The sequence below is a fragment of the Labrys sp. WJW genome (assembly GCF_001676615.1).
Classification (GTDB): domain Bacteria; phylum Pseudomonadota; class Alphaproteobacteria; order Rhizobiales; family Labraceae; genus Labrys; species Labrys sedimenti.
The window spans coordinates 13,390-33,277 of the sequence record NZ_LYXZ01000021.1 but is presented as its reverse complement, the minus strand read 5'-3'; the positions used below and the strand labels follow the sequence as shown (position 1 = coordinate 33,277).

General features: G+C 64.9%; 23 protein-coding genes. 17 read left to right on the top strand and 6 right to left on the bottom strand.

Features of this window, described 5'->3' with window-relative positions:
- Nucleotides 1–26: 26 nt before the first annotated feature.
- The 5 genes from BA190_RS14640 (at nucleotide 27) to BA190_RS14620 (ending at nucleotide 5,902) form a co-directional block, all read left to right on the top strand.
- Nucleotides 27–950, top strand: coding sequence for an ABC transporter permease subunit (locus BA190_RS14640; RefSeq protein WP_068288442.1), 924 nt, complete (start codon nucleotides 27–29; stop codon nucleotides 948–950).
- The gene (locus tag BA190_RS14635) at nucleotides 943–2,067 is read left to right on the top strand and encodes an ABC transporter permease (RefSeq protein ID WP_068288439.1); all 1,125 of its coding nucleotides are present in this window, start codon (nucleotides 943–945) and stop codon (nucleotides 2,065–2,067) included. Before BA190_RS14640 ends, BA190_RS14635 begins: the two co-directional genes overlap by 8 nt.
- A 114-nt stretch (nucleotides 2,068–2,181) precedes the next feature.
- Nucleotides 2,182–3,831 (top strand): ABC transporter ATP-binding protein, encoded by a 1,650-nt coding sequence (locus tag BA190_RS14630; RefSeq protein WP_068288436.1) that lies wholly within the window; start codon nucleotides 2,182–2,184, stop codon nucleotides 3,829–3,831.
- 113 nt (nucleotides 3,832–3,944) lie between these two features.
- The gene (locus BA190_RS14625) at nucleotides 3,945–5,210 is read left to right on the top strand and encodes a DUF3419 family protein (protein WP_082979758.1); all 1,266 of its coding nucleotides are present in this window, start codon (nucleotides 3,945–3,947) and stop codon (nucleotides 5,208–5,210) included.
- Nucleotides 5,207–5,902 (top strand): class I SAM-dependent methyltransferase, encoded by a 696-nt coding sequence (locus BA190_RS14620; protein WP_245314732.1) that lies wholly within the window; start codon nucleotides 5,207–5,209, stop codon nucleotides 5,900–5,902. Before BA190_RS14625 ends, BA190_RS14620 begins: the two co-directional genes overlap by 4 nt.
- 144 nt (nucleotides 5,903–6,046) lie before the next feature.
- On the opposite strand, the gene BA190_RS14615 is transcribed toward BA190_RS14620, so the two are convergent.
- Genes BA190_RS14615 through BA190_RS14605 form a run of 3 tightly spaced genes read right to left on the bottom strand, consistent with a single transcriptional unit; the run spans nucleotide 6,047 to nucleotide 7,630 of the window.
- A complete protein-coding gene (locus BA190_RS14615; protein ID WP_068288433.1) occupies nucleotides 6,047–6,520 on the bottom strand; it encodes a MaoC family dehydratase in 474 nt (157 codons plus the stop codon).
- A complete protein-coding gene (locus BA190_RS14610; RefSeq protein WP_202908470.1) occupies nucleotides 6,517–6,975 on the bottom strand; it encodes a MaoC family dehydratase in 459 nt (152 codons plus the stop codon). The genes BA190_RS14615 and BA190_RS14610 overlap by 4 nt, the downstream gene beginning before the upstream one ends.
- Nucleotides 6,976–6,979: 4 nt before the next feature.
- Nucleotides 6,980–7,630 (bottom strand): chloramphenicol acetyltransferase, encoded by a 651-nt coding sequence (locus BA190_RS14605; protein ID WP_068288430.1) that lies wholly within the window; start codon nucleotides 7,628–7,630, stop codon nucleotides 6,980–6,982.
- Nucleotides 7,631–7,827: 197 nt separating this feature from the next.
- Between BA190_RS14605 and phnC the strand changes: the two genes are divergently transcribed.
- From phnC to phnE (BA190_RS14585), 4 genes are all read left to right on the top strand, one after another.
- A complete protein-coding gene (gene phnC, locus BA190_RS14600; protein WP_068288427.1) occupies nucleotides 7,828–8,634 on the top strand; it encodes a phosphonate ABC transporter ATP-binding protein in 807 nt (268 codons plus the stop codon).
- A gap of 60 nt (nucleotides 8,635–8,694) precedes the next feature.
- Complete coding sequence (gene phnD, locus BA190_RS14595) at nucleotides 8,695–9,627, top strand: phosphonate ABC transporter substrate-binding protein (RefSeq protein WP_068288424.1); 933 nt, start codon at nucleotides 8,695–8,697, stop codon at nucleotides 9,625–9,627.
- A gap of 108 nt (nucleotides 9,628–9,735) precedes the next feature.
- Nucleotides 9,736–10,617, top strand: a complete 882-nt coding sequence (gene phnE, locus BA190_RS14590; RefSeq protein ID WP_068288421.1) for a phosphonate ABC transporter, permease protein PhnE — start codon at nucleotides 9,736–9,738, stop codon at nucleotides 10,615–10,617.
- Entirely contained in the window at nucleotides 10,614–11,507 is an 894-nt protein-coding gene (phnE, locus tag BA190_RS14585) for a phosphonate ABC transporter, permease protein PhnE (RefSeq protein WP_082979743.1), read from the top strand. The genes phnE (BA190_RS14590) and phnE (BA190_RS14585) overlap by 4 nt, the downstream gene beginning before the upstream one ends.
- Before the next feature lie 2 nt (nucleotides 11,508–11,509).
- On the opposite strand, the gene BA190_RS14580 is transcribed toward phnE (BA190_RS14585), so the two are convergent.
- Nucleotides 11,510–12,190 carry a helix-turn-helix transcriptional regulator gene (locus BA190_RS14580; RefSeq protein ID WP_068288418.1) on the bottom strand — a complete coding sequence of 227 codons (681 nt, stop codon included), beginning with the start codon at nucleotides 12,188–12,190 and terminating at the stop codon, nucleotides 11,510–11,512.
- Between the two features lie 75 nt (nucleotides 12,191–12,265).
- Between BA190_RS14580 and BA190_RS14575 the strand changes: the two genes are divergently transcribed.
- The gene (locus BA190_RS14575; protein ID WP_068288415.1) at nucleotides 12,266–12,595 is read left to right on the top strand and encodes an NIPSNAP family protein; all 330 of its coding nucleotides are present in this window, start codon (nucleotides 12,266–12,268) and stop codon (nucleotides 12,593–12,595) included.
- A 21-nt stretch (nucleotides 12,596–12,616) separates the two neighbouring features.
- Here BA190_RS14575 and BA190_RS14570 read toward each other — a convergent pair whose 3' ends face one another.
- Complete coding sequence (locus BA190_RS14570; RefSeq protein ID WP_068288412.1) at nucleotides 12,617–12,865, bottom strand: hypothetical protein; 249 nt, start codon at nucleotides 12,863–12,865, stop codon at nucleotides 12,617–12,619.
- Between the two features lie 181 nt (nucleotides 12,866–13,046).
- Here BA190_RS14570 and BA190_RS14565 point away from each other — a divergent pair, with 181 nt between their 5' ends.
- Nucleotides 13,047–14,084, top strand: a complete 1,038-nt coding sequence (locus BA190_RS14565) for a lysine-2,3-aminomutase-like protein (protein WP_068288409.1) — start codon at nucleotides 13,047–13,049, stop codon at nucleotides 14,082–14,084.
- A 65-nt stretch (nucleotides 14,085–14,149) separates the two neighbouring features.
- Here BA190_RS14565 and phnF read toward each other — a convergent pair whose 3' ends face one another.
- A complete protein-coding gene (phnF, locus tag BA190_RS14560) occupies nucleotides 14,150–14,977 on the bottom strand; it encodes a phosphonate metabolism transcriptional regulator PhnF (RefSeq protein ID WP_245314730.1) in 828 nt (275 codons plus the stop codon).
- A gap of 95 nt (nucleotides 14,978–15,072) precedes the next feature.
- Here phnF and phnG point away from each other — a divergent pair, with 95 nt between their 5' ends.
- The 6 genes from phnG to phnL are packed head-to-tail and all read left to right on the top strand — an operon-like array spanning nucleotide 15,073 to nucleotide 19,873.
- Nucleotides 15,073–15,564: a phosphonate C-P lyase system protein PhnG gene (gene phnG / locus BA190_RS14555; protein ID WP_371260324.1), complete on the top strand. Its 492-nt coding sequence runs from the start codon at nucleotides 15,073–15,075 to the stop codon at nucleotides 15,562–15,564.
- Nucleotides 15,564–16,184 carry a phosphonate C-P lyase system protein PhnH gene (gene phnH / locus BA190_RS14550; RefSeq protein WP_068288407.1) on the top strand — a complete coding sequence of 207 codons (621 nt, stop codon included), beginning with the start codon at nucleotides 15,564–15,566 and terminating at the stop codon, nucleotides 16,182–16,184. Before phnG ends, phnH begins: the two co-directional genes overlap by 1 nt.
- Complete coding sequence (locus BA190_RS14545) at nucleotides 16,184–17,296, top strand: carbon-phosphorus lyase complex subunit PhnI (protein ID WP_068288404.1); 1,113 nt, start codon at nucleotides 16,184–16,186, stop codon at nucleotides 17,294–17,296. The genes phnH and BA190_RS14545 overlap by 1 nt, the downstream gene beginning before the upstream one ends.
- Nucleotides 17,293–18,387 (top strand): alpha-D-ribose 1-methylphosphonate 5-phosphate C-P-lyase PhnJ, encoded by a 1,095-nt coding sequence (locus BA190_RS14540; RefSeq protein WP_082979741.1) that lies wholly within the window; start codon nucleotides 17,293–17,295, stop codon nucleotides 18,385–18,387. Before BA190_RS14545 ends, BA190_RS14540 begins: the two co-directional genes overlap by 4 nt.
- Entirely contained in the window at nucleotides 18,384–19,166 is a 783-nt protein-coding gene (gene phnK / locus BA190_RS14535; RefSeq protein WP_068288401.1) for a phosphonate C-P lyase system protein PhnK, read from the top strand. Before BA190_RS14540 ends, phnK begins: the two co-directional genes overlap by 4 nt.
- Nucleotides 19,163–19,873, top strand: a complete 711-nt coding sequence (gene phnL, locus BA190_RS14530) for a phosphonate C-P lyase system protein PhnL (protein WP_068288398.1) — start codon at nucleotides 19,163–19,165, stop codon at nucleotides 19,871–19,873. Before phnK ends, phnL begins: the two co-directional genes overlap by 4 nt.
- The last annotated feature ends 15 nt before the right edge of the window (nucleotides 19,874–19,888 follow it).

The window sequence follows — 19,888 nt, the reverse complement described above, 5'->3', positions numbered from 1 at the left end:
GCAGACAGCCAATCCGAGGCGATGTCATGCTTTCATTCGTGCTGAAGCGTCTGGCGAGCGCGATTCCGACCCTGTTCGTGATCGTCACGCTTTCTTTTTTCCTGATGCGCCAGGTACCGGGCGGACCCTTCAATCTCGCCCGGCCGCTGCCGCCGCAGATCATGGACAACCTGAACCGCGTCTATCATCTCGACGACCCGGTATGGAAACAGTATCTAAATTATATCTGGAACGTATTGCGCGGCGATTTTGGCCCCAGTTACGTCTATCGCGACTATACGGTCTCTGAAATCATCCTGCAGAAACTGCCATACTCCCTGCAACTGGGCAGCATGGCCCTGCTCCTGGCTGTCGTCGGCGGCATTCTGATCGGAACAATCGCTGCACTGCGCCAGAATTCGATCGTGGATGTTGCCGTAACCGCGATCGGCAATATCGGCATCACCATCCCCAACTTCGTCATCGGGCCGGTCCTCGCGCTCCTCTTCGGACAAACCCTGCATTGGCTGCCGACCGGCAGCTGGGGCGACGGCTCGTTTCGCTATTTGCTCCTGCCGATGATCACCCTGGCCCTGCCGGAACTGGCGACCTTTGCCCGCCTGATGCGTGGCTCCATGCTGGAGGCCCTGCATGCCGACCACATCCGCACGGCGAAAGCCTATGGCCTGCCCGCCAAGCTGACCATCGTCGCCCATGCCATGCGCGCCGGCATCCTGCCGATCGTCACTTATCTTGCTCCCGCCGCCGCCTCGCTGCTGACGGGCTCGGTGGTGGTCGAGAAGGTGTTCGGCATTCCCGGCGTCGGCAAGGATTTCGTCGAGGGTGCCCTCAACCGCGACTACACGCTGGTGATGGCGACCGTGGTGCTGGTTTCGGTCTTCATCATCATCTTCAACCTGATCGTCGACCTGCTCTATGCCTGGCTCGATCCGAGGGTGCGTCATGACTGAAACAAGCCTGGCACCCGCCACACTCCCGCGCAGCCGCAGCCTGCTCGAACTCGCCTGGCTGCGCCTCCGCCGCAACAAGGCCGCCATGGTCAGCCTGTTCGTGTTTGCGGCCATCGTGATCTTTTCCATACTGGGGCCGTTCTTTTCGCCCCACGGCTACGACCAGGTCTATGGGTCCTACGTCAAGGTTCCGCCCAGCCTCTCGCCCTATCCCAAGCATGCGACGCTCGAGGAGGCCATGAAGCGCGCGGCTTCCCAGGCCCGTCTGCAGGTCCAATCCTTCGAGACATCGGGCACCCAGTTCACGGCGACATTGACGTCGAGCCGGGCGATCGATCCGCGCGCCACCCGCTATGTCGATCGCATAGACGAATTCCGCAACACCAAGGTCACCGAGACCCGGGACGACGGCCGCACGGTCGTCATGCAGGGTGACATCAATGGCCAGTATTTCCTGCTCGGCACCGATGGCAATGGCCGCGATCTCATGACGCGTATCATGATCGGCGGCCAGGTCTCGCTGCTCGTCGGCCTGCTCGCCAGCCTGGTCAGCTTGGTCATCGGCGTCACCTACGGCGCCGTGTCGGGCTATATTGGCGGGCGTACCGACAATCTGATGATGCGTTTCGTCGAGATCCTCTACTCGCTCCCGTTCATGTTCTTCGTCATCCTGCTGGTGGCCTCCTTCGGGCGTGACTTCTGGCTGATCTTCGTCGCCATCGGCGCCATCGAGTGGCTCGACATGGCCCGCATCGTGCGCGGCCAGACCTTGTCGCTGAAGCGGCGCGACTTCATCTCGGCGGCCCACGCCCTGGGGCTCAGCGAGGGGGCGGTGATCCGACGCCACATCATTCCCAACACGCTGAGCCCGGTGCTGGTATTCCTGACGGTGCGCATTCCCCGCATCATCCTGCTCGAAAGCTTCCTCTCCTTCCTCGGGCTCGGCGTGCAGGCACCACTCACCAGTTGGGGCGCGTTGATCAAGGAAGGCGCCGATTCCATGGAGGCGGCCCCCTACCTGCTGATCTGCCCGGCCATCTTCCTGGTCACCACCCTGTTCTGCCTCAATTTCATCGGCGACGGCCTGCGCGACGCCTTCGACCCCAAAGATCGCTAGAGCGTTTTTCTTTCAGACGGAGGCGCTTTGAACCGCAAAATGCTGCCGATATCAACACGTTAAAAAAACGCGGGGACGGTTCGGCCTAGCCGCATTTTGCTCAAGGGAAGACCGATGCAACAGACACCTGCGGATCAGGATACGAAAGACATCCTCCTCGACGTCAGCGGCCTCGAGGTCGACTTCAGCACCCCCGATGGTACGGTCAGGGCGGTCAAGGGCATCGACCTCAAGGTCAACAGAGGCGAGACCGTCGCCATCGTGGGCGAATCCGGCTCGGGCAAGAGCCAGACCATGATGGCCTTGATGGGCCTGCTGGCCGGCAATGGCCAGGTCCGGGGATCGGCCAGATATCGCGGCAGGGAATTGCTCGGCCTGCCGGCGAAGGAACTCAACAAGGTACGCGGCGACAAGATCACCATGATCTTTCAAGAGCCTATGACCTCGCTCGACCCGCTTTACAAGGTCGGGCGCCAGGTGGCCGAGCCGATCGTCCACCATCGCGGCGGCAGCTACAAGCAAGCCCGCAAGAAGGCGGTGGACCTGTTCAAGCTCGTGGGCATTCCCCATCCCGAACGGCGGGTGGATGCCTATCCCCATGAGATGTCGGGCGGCCAGCGCCAGCGCGTGATGATCGCCATGGCGCTCGCCAACGATCCTGATCTGCTGATCGCCGACGAGCCGACCACCGCGCTCGACGTCACCGTGCAGGCGCAGATCCTGTCCCTCCTCGCCGATCTCAGGCAACGCCTGGGCATGTCCATCGTCTTCATCAGCCACGACCTCAACATCGTCCGGCGTTTTGCCGATCGCGTCTATGTCATGCGCCGTGGCGAAGTGGTGGAGACCGGCTCCACGCAGCAGGTCTTCGACAATCCCCGGCACGATTACACCAAGATGCTGCTGGCGGCAGAACCGTCGGGCCACAAGGATCCGCCGCGCCCCGATGCCCCCGTGCTGCTCGAGGGCCGCAACATCCGCGTCACCTATCATCTCGCCGGCAGCCTGTTCGGCGGCCACAAGGCCATGGATCTGAAGGCGGTGGACGATGTTTCCCTGCGCCTGCAGCAGGGGCAGACCATCGGTATCGTGGGTGAATCGGGATCAGGCAAGTCGACCCTGGGTCGCGCCTTGCTGCGGCTGAATACCGGCGAAGGCGACATCCGCTTCGACGGCCGGGACATCTCACGGGCAAGCGTGCTCGATATGCGTCCGCTGCGGCGCGCCCTGCAATTGGTGTTCCAGGACCCCTACGGTTCGCTTTCTCCCCGCATGTCGGTGGGGTCCATCATCACCGAAGGCCTGAGAGTGCATGAGCCCAGCCTGTCGGCTGCCGAACGGGACAAGCGGGCCGTCCAGGCCCTGACGGAGGTCGGCCTCGATCCCACCGCCCGCAACCGCTATCCGCACGAATTCTCGGGCGGCCAGCGCCAGCGCATCGCCATTGCGCGCGCCATGATCCTCAAGCCCAAGGTGGTGGTGCTCGACGAGCCGACCTCGGCGCTCGATCGCTCGGTGCAGAAACAGATCGTCGAACTGCTGCGCGACCTGCAGGCCACCTACGGCCTGTCCTATCTGTTCATCAGCCATGATCTGTCGGTGGTACGCGCGCTGTCCGACTATGTCGTCGTGATGAAGGAGGGACGCATCGTCGAGGAGGGCTCCACCGCCCAGATCTTCGACGCACCGCGCGAAACCTATACCCGCACGCTTATGGCCGCAGCACTCGGCAAGGAACGCGTGGAGGCGGCAGGTACGGCCTGAGGACCTGTCGCCTGCGCGTCGCTTTGGCGGCCCCTTGTCATCCCCCCGTCATCGCTTGGTCTTATCCGCGAATCCCATCGCGCAACCCGGATTCGGCGAAGGAGCGGATGGGCATGACGGATGTGAACAGCATCGGGACACAGGCGCCGGCCAAGGGCCAGGGCCATGTCAAGCAGGCCGTGGAACATCACCGGCTATTGTCGCTGCGCGGCATGCAGGACCGGCTCTTCACCCTGGCTTTCAGTGGCCTCGTCTACGCCCAGATCTGGGAAGATCCCGAGATCGACATGGAGGCGCTGGCTCTCAAATCCGACGACCGGCTGGTTGCCATCGCCTCCGGCGGCTGCAATGTGATGAGCTATCTCAAGGCTGGCCCGGCCGCGATCACCGCGGTCGACCTCAACCGCCACCATATCGCGCTCAACCGGCTGAAGATCGCGGCGGCCCGGCACCTGCCCGACCATGCCGCCTTCTACGATTTCTTCGCGCGCGCCCACCAGCGCCGCAATGTTTCGATCTACGAGACGGCACTGCGCTCCCATCTCGACGCCGAGACACGCGCCTATTGGGACGGGCGTGACCTGCTCGGCCGCCGCCGCATCGGCTATTTCGGCAAGAACCTCTATCGGTACGGCCTGCTCGGCCGTTTCATCGGCCTGGGACATCTGATCGGACGGCTGCATCGCATCGATCCGGCCGACCTCCTGGCCGCTCGCGATCTCGCCGAGCAGCGCCGGGTCTTCGACGAGCGCATCGCGCCCCTGTTCGATCGCCCCCATATCAAATGGCTCACGCGCCGGCGGGCCTCGCTCTATGGCCTGGGCATTCCGCCCGAGCAGTATGACGCCCTGGCCGGGGCGGCAGCCGACGGGGAAGGCATTGCCGACGTGCTTCGCGAGCGGCTGGAACGCCTCGCCTGCGATTTCGACCTCAAGGACAATTATTTCGCCTGGCAGGCCTTCGGCCGCGGCTACAAACCCGATGGCGACGGGCCGGTGCCGCCCTATCTCCAGCCGGCGGCCTACGAGGCCGTGCGCGACCGCGCCGACCGCATCGAGGTCCGCCATGTCAATTTGATCGACCATCTCAAGGCCCAGCCGGCGGCCAGCCTCGACGCCTATGTGCTGCTCGATGCCCAGGACTGGATGACCGATGTCATCCTCACCAAGCTGTGGAGCGAGATCACCCGCACGGCCCGCCCCGGCGCCCGCGTGATCTTCCGCACCGCCGCCGAGGAAAGCCTGCTGCCGGGGCGTATTCCCGCCGATTTGCTGGCGCGCTGGTCCTATGATCGCGAGCGCTGCCGGGCCTGGACTGCGCGCGACCGCTCCGCCATCTATGGCGGCTTCCATCTCTACGAGCTGCGAGCCCTCCATTGAGCATCGAGATCCAGACGGGCGATGCCGCGGCGGCGATGAACCGGATCTATCGCCACCAGCGCTACATCTATGATCTCACGCGCAAATATTACCTGCTCGGCCGGGATCACCTGATCGCATCGCTGCGGCCGGCCGCTGGTGATGCCATTCTCGAAATCGGTTGCGGCACCGGCCGCAACCTCATTGCCGTGGCCAAGCACTACCCCGCCACGCCGCTCTCCGGCTTCGACATTTCGACGGCGATGCTCGAAACGGCACGGCACTCGCTGGACCGCAATCGCCTGGCCCGCGTCACCGTGGCCCAGGCCGACGCCACCCGTTTCTCACCCGAGCAATTCGGGCGCAAGGGTTTCGAGCGCATCTATATCTCCTACACGCTGTCGATGATCCCCGGCTGGCAGGCTGTGCTGGAGCGGGCCGCTGCAGCCCTCGAGCCGGGCGGTCGGCTCCTCATCGTGGATTTCGGCCAGCAGGAGGGCCTGCCGAGCTGGTTCAAGCGGCTGCTCTTTGCCTGGCTGGCGCGCTTCCACGTCCATCCGATCGCCGCATTGCCCGCGGCTCTGGCGGATCTCGCCAGCCGCGAGCACCTGCAGCTCCGGATCAAGGACCTCTACCGCGGCTACGCGTTCTATGCGGAGTTGGAGCGGCCTCACAGTTCGGCCCGGCTTTCGCCATTGCCCAGAAGTAACTGAAACACCGGCTTTGTCATGCCCGGGCTTGCCCCGGGCATCCAGCCGCCTCTTCCTCGCCGTTTGGACGGAGGAACTGGATTGCCGGGTCAAGCCCGGCAATGACAAAGGCCGAGCCATTTCGACCCGTTGGTTTATGGGTGAGCTCTACCCCCGCCTTTCCCAGAAGACGGTGCCCTCGAAGCGAAAGGCCTGTTCGCCTTGCTGGTTGAGCGCCGAGCTGAGCATGGAGACGATACCCCATTCGGGCCGGGAGGCGCTCTCCTTCTTGCCCGTGACCTCCACGCTGTAGCGCAGCGTATCGCCGGCGCGCACCGGCCTAGCCCAGACCATGTTGCGAAAGCCCGGTGACGGGCCGAGCTTGACCACCGGCTTGCCGAGCTGGTGTGCCCTGGCGATCTCGACCTCCTGATGCGCCACCAGGAGCTTCATCCACACGGCCGCAACCTGCCAGCCCGACGCCACCAGGCCGCCGAAATGGCTAGCCTCAGCCGCGGCCTCGTCGACATGGAAGGGCTGGGGATCGTAGAGGGTCGCAAAGCGCTTGATGTTCTCGGCTGAAAAGGTGAAAGCGCCGATCTCGTCGGTATCCCCGATGGCAAGATCCTCGAAATATTTCATGCCGCCTGCCTCCGGCCGAACATGATGGAGCCGGTCTGGGTGGTCACCACCGTCTTCTCGTCTGCGACCAATTCGAACAGGAACTTCACCAGGCCCATGTCCGGGCGGCTCCTGGAGGCACGAGCGTCCAGCGTCGTGCGGCGAACGCTCAGCGTGACATCCGGCCGGAGCGGCGCCAGCCACTTGACCTCATCGATGCCCGGCGCCCCCATCGAGGTGGAGTTGAGCATGAAGCCGTCGCAATTGAGCCGCATCAAAATACAGCAGGCGTGCCAGCCGGAAGCCGCAAGTCCGCCCAGCATGGTGTTCCTTGCCGCTTCCTCATCGAGATGAAACGGCTGGGGATCATATTCCCTGGCGAAGGCGAGGATGGCCTCGCGCGTCAGCCGGTACGACCCGTATGTCGCAATCTCGCCGACCGGGAAATCTTCAAAATGGAGCAGTGCATCAGTCATGCCCTCAGGATGGACCGATTAGCCCCTCAACGGCAAGAGTCTCATACTTGTCGAGGAAGGCCTCGATCCGGAGATTGCGGAAATCCGGAAGGGCCATGCGCAGCGTCTCATGTGACCAGTTCCACCAAGCCAGGGCTTGCAGGCGATCGGCAATCGCGTCCTCGAAGCGGCGGCGGATCGGCCGCGCCGGATTGCCGACGACGATGGTATACGCCTCGACGTCGCGGGTGACCACGGCGCCGGCTCCCACCACGGCGCCGCTGCCGATCCGACGCCCCGCCAGCACGATCGCCCCATGGCCGATCCAGACATCATGGCCGATATGGACGTCATGCCGTCGGCGCCAGGCAAAAAAATCCGCTTCGTCGCTCTCGCCTTCGAAATAGGCCGAGGCGCGATAGCTGAAATGGCTCTGGCTTGCCCGGTCCATCGGGTGATTGCCCGGATTGATGCGGGTATGGGCCGCGATCGAGACGAAACGGCCGACATGGCTGTAGGCGATGTCCGCATCGTTGACGACATAGGAATAGTCGCCGAGCTCGACCTCGTTCAGGTTGGTCCGCGGACCCACCTCGGTGTAACGCCCGAGCCGGCTCGCTGAAACCGAAGCCGTCGGGTCGATGAAAGGCATGTGGCTGAGTTTGGGCAAGGCAATTCACCGGTGATGGAAAGCCTCCTGCTTCCCATCCTCCTGCGACAATGCCATGACAAGAAACGATCCGAGCGCCCGGCCTGTCGCAATTGCCGGCGACATCCGCGGGGGATCGTCACTGAAACATCATTGAACTGCCATCCCTCTGTAATCGCCCGGCGTTACCGACTCCGGAAACCTGCACGAGAAGGGATCTGTTCATGCTGGCGATCAAAGGAGTTTCCAGGCGCTTTGGCGGCAAGACGGCTGTCGCCGATGTGAATCTGGAAATTGCGCCCGGCGCCTTCATCGGCGTGATCGGGCGCTCGGGGGCCGGCAAGTCGACCTTGCTGCGCATGCTGAATCGCCTCGTCGACCCGAGCGAGGGGACGATCTCCTTCGACGGCGTCGACGTCACGGCCTTGCGTGGACAGGCCTTGCGGGACTGGCGCGCGCGCTGCGCCATGATCTTCCAGCAGTTCAACCTGATCGGCCGCCTCGACGTGCTCACCAATGTGCTGATGGGCCGCCTCAACAAGGTCTCGACGGCCAGCGCCGTGCTGCAGCTTTGGGGCCTCGAAGACAAGGCCATGGCACTCGCCGCGCTGGAGCAGTTCGACATCGCCAATCTCGCCGGCCAGCGCGCCGACAGCCTGTCCGGCGGTCAGCAGCAACGCGTGGCGATCGCCCGCGCCTTGGTGCAGGAACCCTCGATCATCCTGGCGGACGAGCCGATCGCCTCGCTCGACCCGCGCAACACCAAGGTCGTGATGGATGCCCTGCTGCGCATCAACAAGCATTTCGGCATCACCGTCATCTGCAACCTCCATTCGCTCGATCTCGCTCGCGGCTATTGCGACCGCCTGATCGGCATGTCCGCAGGCCGTGTGGTCTTCGACGGCGTTCCCGCAGCGCTGACGGCAGACGCGGCCCGCGACCTCTACGGCCTGGAGGCCGGCGAGGTGATGGACGCCGATGCCGACACCAAATGGGCAGGTCAGGCTCGCCCCGCCAGCGTCGCCGCCTGACAGGCCGGCCGCGCATCTTCAAGAGCCACAAGAACACGATATTTCCGACAGGAGAGACCTATGCTTTCGCGCCGCACGCTGCTCGGCCTTGCCGCAGCAGCCATGAGCTTTGCCGCCGGTACTGCCCAGGCCGAGGACTGGAAAGCCCAGTATCCCGAATTGACGCTCGCCGTCATTCCGGCTGAAAACGCCTCCACCACCAATGATCGCTACCAGCCGCTGGCCGACTACATCGCCAAGCAGGTCGGCGTGCCGGTCAAGCTCAACATCGCCAACGACTACGCCGCCGTGATCGAAGCCCAGCGCGCCGGCTTTGCCCAGATCGCCTGGTATGGCCCGGCCTCCTACGCCCGCGCCATCATCACCGGCGTCGCCACCGAGCCGGTCGCCGTTCCCCGCCACAACAACGGCCTTACCGGCTACTACTCCGTGATCTATGTGAAGGCCGACAGCCCCTACAAGACCATCGAGGACCTCAAGGGCAAGAAGCTCGCCCTCGTCGACCCCAACTCGACCTCCGGCAACAATGCGCCGCGCTTCGGCCTGCACAGCCAGGGCATCGACGTCGACAAGTTCTTCTCCTCCGTCGTCTTCGCCGGCAGCCATGACAACGCCGTGCTGGCCCTTGCCCAGGGTACCGCCGACGCCGCGGCCAACAGCTGGAACTCGGAAGACGATTCCAACCTGACCCGCATGCTCAGCCGCGGCATCCTCAAGAAGGATGACGGCACTCCGATGACCAAGGCCGACTTCCGCGTCATCTACAAGACGCCCTTCCTGCCGGAAGGTCCCTATACGGTGCTCGCCTCGCTGCCCGACGATTTGAAGAAGAAGATCGGCACGGCCCTGATCGACTATGCCAAGAACGACAAGGCCAATTTCGACAAGCTTTCCGACGGCAAGGATCTCGAACTCACGGCGATCAGCGCCAAGGAGTATCAGCCGATCGTCGACATGGTGAAGTTCAACGACACGCTCCGCAAGACCCAGTAAGGCCAGGCATGACCGCAAGAGAGGGCGCGCACCGCGAGGTGCGCGCCCTTTGCACAGGCGGATTTCGCAGTGGGCCACGGCCGCTCGACCAGGCAGGAGGATATAACATTGCCGGCTATCAATAGCCTGCCGGAAGCGCAGGCCCGAGCCTTGCTGAAAGCCTACCAGGCAACCATTGCCGCCAAGAAGCGGCGGATCTGGCTCGCCGTCGCTGTCGGCATCGCCCTCTACGCGCTGTCGGCGCATGTGGCGTCGGTCCGGCCAGGCTTCCTGTGGACGCATATCGGCAACTTTACGTCCTTCTTCAGCCGCATCGCCCCTCCCCTAACTCTCGGCAACTTCGTCGGCGATATCAGGGAGTGGTATTGGGGCTTCGGCAAGTGGCTGGTGCTGCTCGGCGACACGCTGCTTGTCGCCTATCTCGGCACGCTGCTCGGCGTTCTCGGTGCCTTCGCCCTGTGTTTCATGGCCGCGGCAAATCTGACGCGTAGCCGGCTTCTGCGTGCCGTGGTCCGCCGCTGGCTCGAATTCTGCCGCACGGTTCCCACCATCGTCTTTGCCATGATCTTCCTGATCGCCTTCAAGTCGGGACCGATGGCCGGCGCCCTGGCACTCGCCATCCACACCATGGGCGCGCTCGGCAAGCTGTTTGCCGAAGTGGTCGAGAATGTCGACATGAAGCCGGTCGAGGGGACTGTCGCGACGGGCGGCTCCTGGCTGGAAAGCATACGCTTTGCCGTGTTGCCCCAGACCCTGCCGAACTTTGCCTCCTATTCCCTGCTCCGCTTCGAGATCAATGTGAGGGAAGCCGGCGTCATGGGTTTCATCGGCGTCGGCGGCATCGGCCAGGAACTCCTGGTGGCGATCCGCACCTTCGCCTATGCTGATGTCAGCGCCATTCTTCTGATGATCATCGTCACCGTCTTCATCATCGATTTCGCCACCGAGAAGCTGCGCCACCGCCTGATCGGTCAGGAGGCGACGCCATGAACAACCGCATCAACGGCCCGGCACCGCGTCCGGCAGGCCCTCTCGCCCCGCTCGGCCCTGAAAAACTCGCCTCCGTGGCGGCTCGCCATCGCGCCCATTTCGAGACCTCCTGGCGGACGCGTTTCCTGGCGGGCGGCGTGATCGCCGTCCTGCTCGCCCTTGCCGTCGTCGCCATGATCCGGCTCGAGGTCACGCCGGATCGGTTCTTCAGCGGTCTTTCGCGGCTCGGCACCTTCGTGGTGCAGATGTTCCCGCCCAATGACGAGGGCAAATTCTGGTTCTTCGTCGAGGCGCTCGCCGAAACGCTCGCCATCGCCTTCGCGGGAACGCTCACCGCGGCCGTGCTGGCCGCGCCCGTAGCCTTCCTGGCAGCCCGCAACGTCATTCCCAATGTCTTCGTCCGGTTTGCCGTGCGCCGCGGCCTCGACGTGATCCGCTCGGTCGATGCGCTGATCTGGGCGCTGGTCTGGGTCGGCGTGGTTGGCCTCGGTCCCTTCGCCGGCGTGCTCGCCATCATCTGCGTGGACTTCGGCGCCTTCGGCAAGCTGTTCTCCGAAGCGATCGAGACCACCGACAACAAGGCGAGCGAGGGCGTGCTTTCCACCGGCGGCAATCGCATCCATCGCATCCGTTTCGCCCTGATCCCGCAGGTTCTGCCGGTGATGGCCAGCCAGGTGCTCTATTTCTTCGAATCCAACGTGCGCTCGGCCACCATCATCGGCATCGTCGGCGCCGGCGGTGTCGGCCAATATCTGGCCGAATTGCTGCGGGTGCTCGACCTGCCGCCCCTCGGCGTGCTGATCTTCATGATCCTGGTCACCGTCGCCGTCATCGACGTGATCTCGTCGCGCCTGCGCCTCGCGATCATCGGCCAGCCGCAACGGCCCTGATCCTATCCCGCCAGGCCGAACGCCGCATCGAAAGCCTTTGCGCCGGCCGGTGTGAAGGCGATCACGCGCCCCTCCCTGCGCCGAGCCCAATCACGCTCGATCACCCAGTCGAGCAGCCTCGCACCAAGGGCTCCGCCGAGATGGCTGCGGCGCTCGCTCCAGTCGAGACAGCGCCGGCAGAGCGGGCGCCGGCTTTTGGCCATGGCCGGCACGTCGAGCCCCAGCCCGACGAAGAATTGCTGCCCGGTGGCCGTGACCACGGGATCGTCATCACCGCTGATAAAGCCCTGACAGACGAAGCCGTCCAGCAGGGCGACGCCGCGCGCTCCGGCGAGGTGGTCGTAGCAGATCCTGGCTGTCCGCATGGCTTCGTCGCGCGGGCCGGTTCGCACCCTGACGGCGCCGGTGCGCTGGGCCAGCCCCATCAGCGCTTCCAGCGCCTGCGCGACATCGTGGCCGGACAGGCGAAAATAGCGGTGCCGTCCCTGTTTCTCAGCTGAGAGCAGGCCGGCCGCATCGAGCTTGGCAAGGTGGCCGCTGGCCGTCTGCAGGGTGATGCCCCCGGCCTCGGCCAGTTCGCTCACGGTGAGGGCCCGCCCATCCATCAGCGCCGTGAGCATGTTGGCGCGGGCGGGGTCGCCGATCAGGGCGGCGACAGAGGCGATCATCGGTCCGTCTTTCATACTACGATCATAGCCGAAGCATTGACGTCGCTCAATCGCCTAGCCTGTCCCGGTCAGCCAACCAAGGAGACAGCCATGATCACCTGCTTCATCCGCTATGACATCGATCCCTTCAAGCTCGAAGCCTATGAGGAATATGCCCGCAATTGGGGCCAGCTCATCCCGGCCTGCGGGGCCGACCTCATCGGTTACTACGCGCCGCATGAGGGATCGGCCACGACGGCCTACGGGATCTACAATATCGAGGACCTCGCCGCCTATGAGGCCTATCGAGCCCGGTTGCGCAACAGCGCCGGCGGCCGCGCCAACTACGATCTCGCCAAGCGCGAAGCCTTCATCCGGCGGGAAGATCGCCTTTTCCTGCGGCAGGTTTCGGCGCCGCATGCTCCTCTTGTGAAGGCATGAGAATGCGGCGCCTGATGGATCTTAGCCGCCGACGGCGTCAGCCGTGCACTTCTTGACGAAGCTCGTCTTGGCCGCTCCGTTCAGTTTCTTGGTAGCGGCCTGCGCATCGCAGGCGCCGGCGGCATCCTTGGCGCATTTGTTGGTGAAGGCCGTCAAGGCGGCCCCCGCCAACTTCTTGTCGGTTGCCTGGGCCTTGCAGGTGGAACCTGCGGCCATGGCACTGGTGACGAGGCAAGACGAAACGAGAGCAACACCGAGCAAACGGATCATGCTGATTCTCCCAGGACAGCCCCCGGCGAAGCATGCATGGCCCGCAGGGTACGGTCGAGACGATTCTTGCCTTTCGTCTTCCGAAAGGCGGCCCAAAGGTTTATGAGCAGGGCCAGATTTTTGAAACCCTGCAGGATTTCCGGGACAGGACCGAAACGGGCCTCCCGGAACAGACGATCACATGAACAAGCATTCCAGTCTCAGGAGCGCTTCCGATCTGGAGGCCGCCGGCCTTGTCTCGCCGCTCGAACGCCTCGACATCGAGGAGGTCGCGCGACGTTTCTCCGTTGCCATCACCCCGGCGATGTCGGACCTGATCGAGGGGCCCCCCGATCAGGATCCAATCGCCGCCCAGTTCGTACCGACCGGACATGAACTCACATGGAGCCCGGACGAACTCTCGGACCCGATCGGGGACGACGCCTTCTCGCCGGTGAAGGGCATCGTTCATCGCTACCCCGACCGCGTCCTGCTCAAGCCACTGCATGTGTGCCCGGTCTATTGCCGCTTCTGCTTCCGGCGGGAGATGGTGGGGCCGGAGGGCGACATGCTCGGCAGTGGCGAGCTCGATGCCGCCCTGGCCTATATCGCCGGCAATCGAGCGATCTTCGAGGTCATCATCACCGGCGGCGATCCCTTCGCGCTGTCGCCGCGGCGCATCGGCCGGATCGTGAGAGCGCTGTCGGCCATCGATCATCTCGGCGTGATCCGCTTTCATACGCGCGTGCCGGTGGTGGCGCCCGAACGGGTCACGGACGAGCTCATCGAAAGCCTCGACAGCCCGAAGGGCGTGTTCGTCGCCCTGCACGCCAATCATGTGCGCGAACTCACGCCCGCCGCGCGAGTTGCCTGTACGCGGCTGGTCAAGGCGGGGATCGCCATGGTCAGCCAGACCGTGCTGCTCAAGGGTGTCAACGCCACGGCCGAGGAACTGTCAGCCCTGTTCCGGGCTCTGCTCGGCCTGCGCATCAAGCCCTATTATCTGCACCATGGCGACCTCGCCAAGGGTACGGGCCATTTCCGCACCACCATCGCCGAAGGCCAGGCGGTGATGCGGGATCTTCGCGGCACCCTCACCGGCCTCGGCCAGCCCACCTATGTGCTCGACATTCCCGGCGGACACGGCAAGGTGCCGATCGGGCCTGGTTATCTCGACGATGGCGAGAACGGCCCTGTCGTGACGGATCCGCGCGGCATCCGGCACGATTATCGCGGCTAGGGATCTTGGAGTGTCGACCACGCTCCATCGATTGATGGAGCTGAGAGGCCGGCACTCCGCGCCCGTCAGCTCTGCACCACGATCTCGGTACGGTCCGCGGCAAACAAGCTGAAGATCGCCTGGATCGGCACGCCGTCGGCATCGATATTGACACCCTCCACCGTCAGGACGGGGCGGCCGACCGCAATATCGAGCCTGACCGCTTCGTCGGGTGAGGCAAAGCGCGCTCCGACACGGGTCGATACCCGCTTGTAATCATCGACGCCGCAGGCCGCCAAGGCCGGCGTCACGGCCCCGAAGCGCCGATAGGCATCGGCAAAACCGGCAAAGCGCGGCAGCGGCAGGAAGGAATTGCCGAAGGCGATCGGCACCCCGTCGGCCGAACGCATTGTCAGCAGCTTCAGCACCGGACTGCCCGGCGCAATGGCCAGCAATCCGGCAAGGCGCGGATCGGCCTCGATTTCGACGGCCTCCAGCACGATGCCCCCGGCCTCGCGCCCTTCCTGCGCCATGTTCTGGCTGAAACGCGTGCGCTCGCCGATCGGATAGGCAAGCCGGGAAAGCTCGACGAAGGTCCCCCTGCCCTGCGCGGTGCGCACCAGGCCCTTGCCGGCCAGTTCGCCGAGCGCCCGGCGCACCGTATGCCGGTTGACGCCGAAGCGGGCGGCCAGTGCGGCCTCCGTCGGCAATTGCGTCCCGGGGGCCAGCATGCCGCCAATGATCTCCGCCTCGACGAGATCCACGATCTTGCGCCAGGCGGCTATACCATCGCCGCGAAAGACGACACCATCAGCGGCGATACCATCGCCACGGGAAACGCCATCTTCCGCAGCGGCAAAATCGCCTGTTGCCATCTGCGACGAAAAATTCTTGGGCGGGACTGGTTTTGTCATGGAAGCGTTGCAAGGTTCCTCATATAGTTGTCTATATCACTAGACAACATGCTTCGCCAGCCTGTTGTGATCCAAGGCAGAGCAATGGTTCCGACATGAATGAGTCCTCCCCAGATCGTCATCGCCAGATGGCGGCCGAGCCGGCTGCCGGACTGAAGGCACGCCAGGCCGTCATGCGCCTTTGCGCCCACGCAACCGGCAGCGAACTCGACCAGGCCCTCTCGACCCTGGCTCCGTTGCCGGCCCATACCGCGCTGCGGCCCGCCGCAACCGGCCTCGTCATGCTGCAGGGCCGGGTCGGCGGCGACGGCGCCGCCTTCAACCTAGGCGAGGCGAGCACGTCGCGCGCCACCGTCCGGCTCGAAAACGGGCCTGTCGGCTTTGCCTATCATCTCGGCCGTAACAGCGCCAAGGCCAGCGCCGCCGCCCTGCTCGACGCGCTCTGGCAGGACGAAGCCCGTCGCGAGGCGGTCGAACGGGCACTGCGGCCGGTGGCTACCCGGTTGAATGCGGAAGCCGGCGTTTCAGCCCGGCAGACCGCAGCGACCAAGGTCAATTTTTTCACCATGGTACGGGGAGAGGACTGATGATCAGCCTTGCACAGGACCAATTTGCACAGGATCTGGCGCCCGGCTTTGCCGATGCGGCACTCGAATCCCAGGCGGTCTTCCGCGCCTGCATGAATGCGCTGGCCCGGCCTGCCCGTCCCCAGCCCCTTTTGACGGGGCTGGTGCCACCGGCACCACTGACGCCGGAACTGGCCGCCCTTGCCCTCGCTCTGGCCGATCACGAGTCCCCGCTCTGGCTCGATGCCAGGCTGCGGACAGCGGAGGTACGAGCCTATCTCACCTTCCATACCGGAGCCCGCCTGACGGAAGACCCGCAAGAGGCAGCCTTTGCCCTTGTCGCAGATGCCGCCGCCTGTCCTGACCTCGCCAGTTTCGCCCAGGGCAGTGACGAATATCCCGATCGCTCGACCACGCTGCTGATCGCACTGGAGCGGCTCGAAGCCGGCCATGATCTCGCCTTTACCGGGCCCGGCATCAAGGCCGACGCAGGTTTGGCGCTCGCGCCGCTTCCCGACGACTTCCGCCGGCAGCTCAGCGCCAACCATGCCGCCTTTCCATGCGGCGTCGATATCGTCTTCACGGCACCGGGCAGGATCGCCGGCCTGCCGCGCTCGTCCCAAATTCTTGGAGTAGCCTGATGTATGTCGCCGTCAAGGGTGGCGAGGAAGCCATCGACAACGCCCATCGCCTGCTCGCTCATGTCCGGCGCGGCGACAAGGCGGTTCCCGATCTCGCCACCGATCAGATCCGCGAACAGCTCACCCTCGGCGTCGACCGCGTGATGGCCGAGGGCTCGCTTTACGACCGCGATCTGGCCGCCCTCGCCATCAAGCAGGCCCGGGGCGACCTGATCGAAGCGATCTTCCTGGTACGTGCCTATCGCACCACCTTGCCGCGTTTCGGCACCAGCACGCCTGTAGATACCGACGACATGGCCATTCGTCGTCGCATCTCGGCGACCTTCAAGGACCTGCCGGGCGGCCAGGTGCTCGGCCCGACCTTCGACTACACCCATCGCCTGCTCGACTTCATGCTGGCCGCCGGCACCGAGGTCGAGCCCCCCAAGGAAAAGCCCGCCACCGGGGAGAAGACGCCGCGCGTCAGCGACCTGCTCGGCGGCGAGGACCTGATCGAGCGCAACGCTGCTCCCGACCCCGAACGCCCGGTGGGCGACCTCACCCGCGAACCCCTGGCCTTCCCAGCCGACCGCGACCTCAGGCTGCAGGCGCTCGCCCGGGGCGATGAAGGCTTCCTCCTGGCACTCGCCTATTCCAGCCAGCGCGGCTTTGGCCGCACCCACCCCTTCGTCGGCGAGATCCGGCTCGGCGAAGTGGAGGTGGAATTCGTGCCGGAGGAGCTCGGCTTTGCCGTGCCGATGGGCTCGATCACCGTCACCGAATGCCAGATGGTCAACCAGTTCGCAGGCTCTGCCGAAGCCGCGCCGCAATTCACACGCGGCTATGGCCTGGTCTTCGGGCAGGCTGAGCGCAAGGCGATGTCCATGGCAATGGTCGACCGCTCGCTGCGGGCGCGCGAGTTCGGCGAAGAGAGGACTGCGCCCGCCCAGGACGAGGAGTTCGTGATGTCCCATTGCGACAACGTGCAGGCGACGGGCTTCGTCGAGCATCTGAAACTGCCCCATTATGTCGACTTCCAGGCCGAGCTCGACCTCGTCAGGCGCCTGAGGGCCGAGCATGCCGAGCGGCGAGAGACGGCGCTGGCCGAAACCCGGCAGGAGGACGCAGCATGACCGAGGCAGCAAGTCATCCCGGCCGGAGCGAAGCGGAGAGCCGGGACCGCAAGCAGGAAGAGGCTCACTCTTCGAACGGTCCCGTGTCTGCGGGGCATCGCTCCGCGCTGCACCGCGCACGGGATGACAATCCCAGCGGCTACAATTTCGCCTATCTGGACGAACAGACCAAGCGCATGATCCGCCGGGCGATCCTCAAGGCCATCGCCATCCCCGGCTACCAGGTGCCCTTCGCCTCGCGCGAGATGCCGATGCCCTATGGCTGGGGCACCGGCGGCGTGCAGGTAACAGCGGCGGTGATCGGCCCCGACGACGTGCTGAAGGTGATCGACCAGGGCGCCGACGACACCACCAACGCCGTCTCGATCCGCCGCTTCTTCGCCAAGACGGCCGGCGTCGCCACCACCACCGCCACGCAGGACGCCACCATCATCCAGACACGCCACCGCGTGCCGGAAGCGCCCCTCAAGCCTGACCAGATCCTGGTTTATCAGGTGCCAATCCCCGAGCCGCTGCGCTTCCTCGAACCGCGCGAGACCGAGACGCGCAAGCTGCACGCTCTCGCCGATTACGGCCTGATGCATGTGAAGCTCTATGAGGACATCGCCCGCCACGGCCATATCGCCACAACCTACGCCTATCCGGTGGAAGTCGCCGGGCGCTATGTCATGGATCCCTCGCCGACGCCGAAATTCGACAATCCCAAGATCGACGATTGCGAGGCGCTGCAGCTCTTCGGCGCCGGGCGCGAGAAGCGCATCTATGCGGTGCCGCCACATACGCGGGTGAAGAGCCTCGACTTCGAAGATCATCCGTTCAGTGTGCAGCGTTTCAGTCAGCCCTGCGCCCTCTGCGCCGCGCGGGACGTCTATCTCGACGAGGTCGTCCTCGACGATCGCGGCGGCCGCATGTTCGTCTGCTCGGACACCGACCATTGCGAAACGAGGCGGGCCGCGGGGCACAGGGGCGAGATGCTGGGCTCGTCGCCCCTGGAAGCACGGACGTCCTCACCCGCTCCAGCCTTGTCGTCGAGTGCATCGTTTTCACGAGCGGACGAGGACGTCCGCGCTCCCAGGAAGGATGAGCCATGACTTTCGACAGCTCCCCCCTGCTCCAGGCTCGCGGGCTCACCAAGCATTACGGCACACGCCTGGGCTGCGCCGATGTTTCCTTCGATCTCTATGAGGGCGAGGTCCTTGCCGTGGTCGGCGAGTCCGGATCGGGCAAGTCGACCCTGCTCGGGCTGCTCTCCAGCGAGGTCGAGCCCACCGCCGGATCCGTGCATTATCGCATGCGTGACGGGGCCGTCCGCGACCTCTTCGCGCTGAGCGAGGCCGAACGCCGCTTCCTCCTGCGCACCGACTGGGGCTTCGTGCGCCAGGATGCGCGCGACGGCCTGCGCATGGGCGTCTCGGCCGGCGCCAATGTCGGCGAGCGCCTGATGGCGGTCGGCGCGCGGCACTATGGGCGCATTCGCGAATCGGCACTGGACTGGCTCGGGCGGGTGGAGATCGAGGCTGACCGCATCGACGATACCCCTGCCAGCTTCTCCGGCGGCATGCGCCAGCGCCTGCAGATCGCCCGCAACCTCGTCACCCGCCCCCGCCTCGTCTTCATGGACGAGCCGACCTCCGGCCTCGATGTTTCGGTACAGGCGCGCCTGCTCGACCTCCTGCGCGGCCTCGTCACCGATCTCGGCATCGCGGTCGTCATCGTCACGCACGACCTCGCTGTCGCACGGCTGTTATCGCATCGCATCATGGTGATGCGGCAGGGCCGGGTGATCGAGACGGGCCTGACCGACCAGGTCCTCGACGATCCGCACGAGGCTTATACCCAACTTCTGGTTTCTTCGGTGCTGGCAGCATGACCTCCCCAATCCTCACCCTCGAAGGCGTTTCCAAGAGCTTCACCCTGCATCTCCAGGGCGGCCAGAGCATCGGCGTGATGCAGGATGTTCGCTTTGCCGTCGCTCCCGGCGAATGCGTCGTGCTGGGCGGGCCGTCCGGGGCCGGCAAATCCTCGATCCTCAAGATGATCTACGGCAATTATCGCTGCGACAGCGGCGCGATCCTGCTGCGCGAAGGTGGGGAGGTCGTCGATATCGCTACCGCCGAACCCCGGCGCATCCTGGCGCTGCGCCGGCGTACGATGGGCTATGTCAGCCAGTTCCTGCGCGTCATCCCGCGCGTCTCCGCCCTCGCCATCGTGGCGGAAGCGGCACGCGAAACCAGCCTGGCCGAGGACGCCGCCACCAAGCGCGCCCAGGATCTGCTTCACCGGCTCAACGTGCCGGAGCGGCTCTGGCGCCTGCCGCCCGCCACCTTCTCGGGCGGCGAGCAACAGCGCGTCAACATTGCGCGCGGCCTCGCCGCCGACCGGCCGCTCCTGCTCCTCGACGAGCCGACCGCTTCGCTCGACGCCGCCAACCGGGCGGTCGTCGTCGACCTCGTCACCGCCAAGAAACAAAATGGCGTCGCAATTGTCGGCATCTTTCATGACGAGGATGTGCGCGAACGAGTCGCGGACCGCGTCGTCGACGTCACCCGGTTTTCCGTAACTTCACTTGCCGCCTGAACGGACATTTCAACC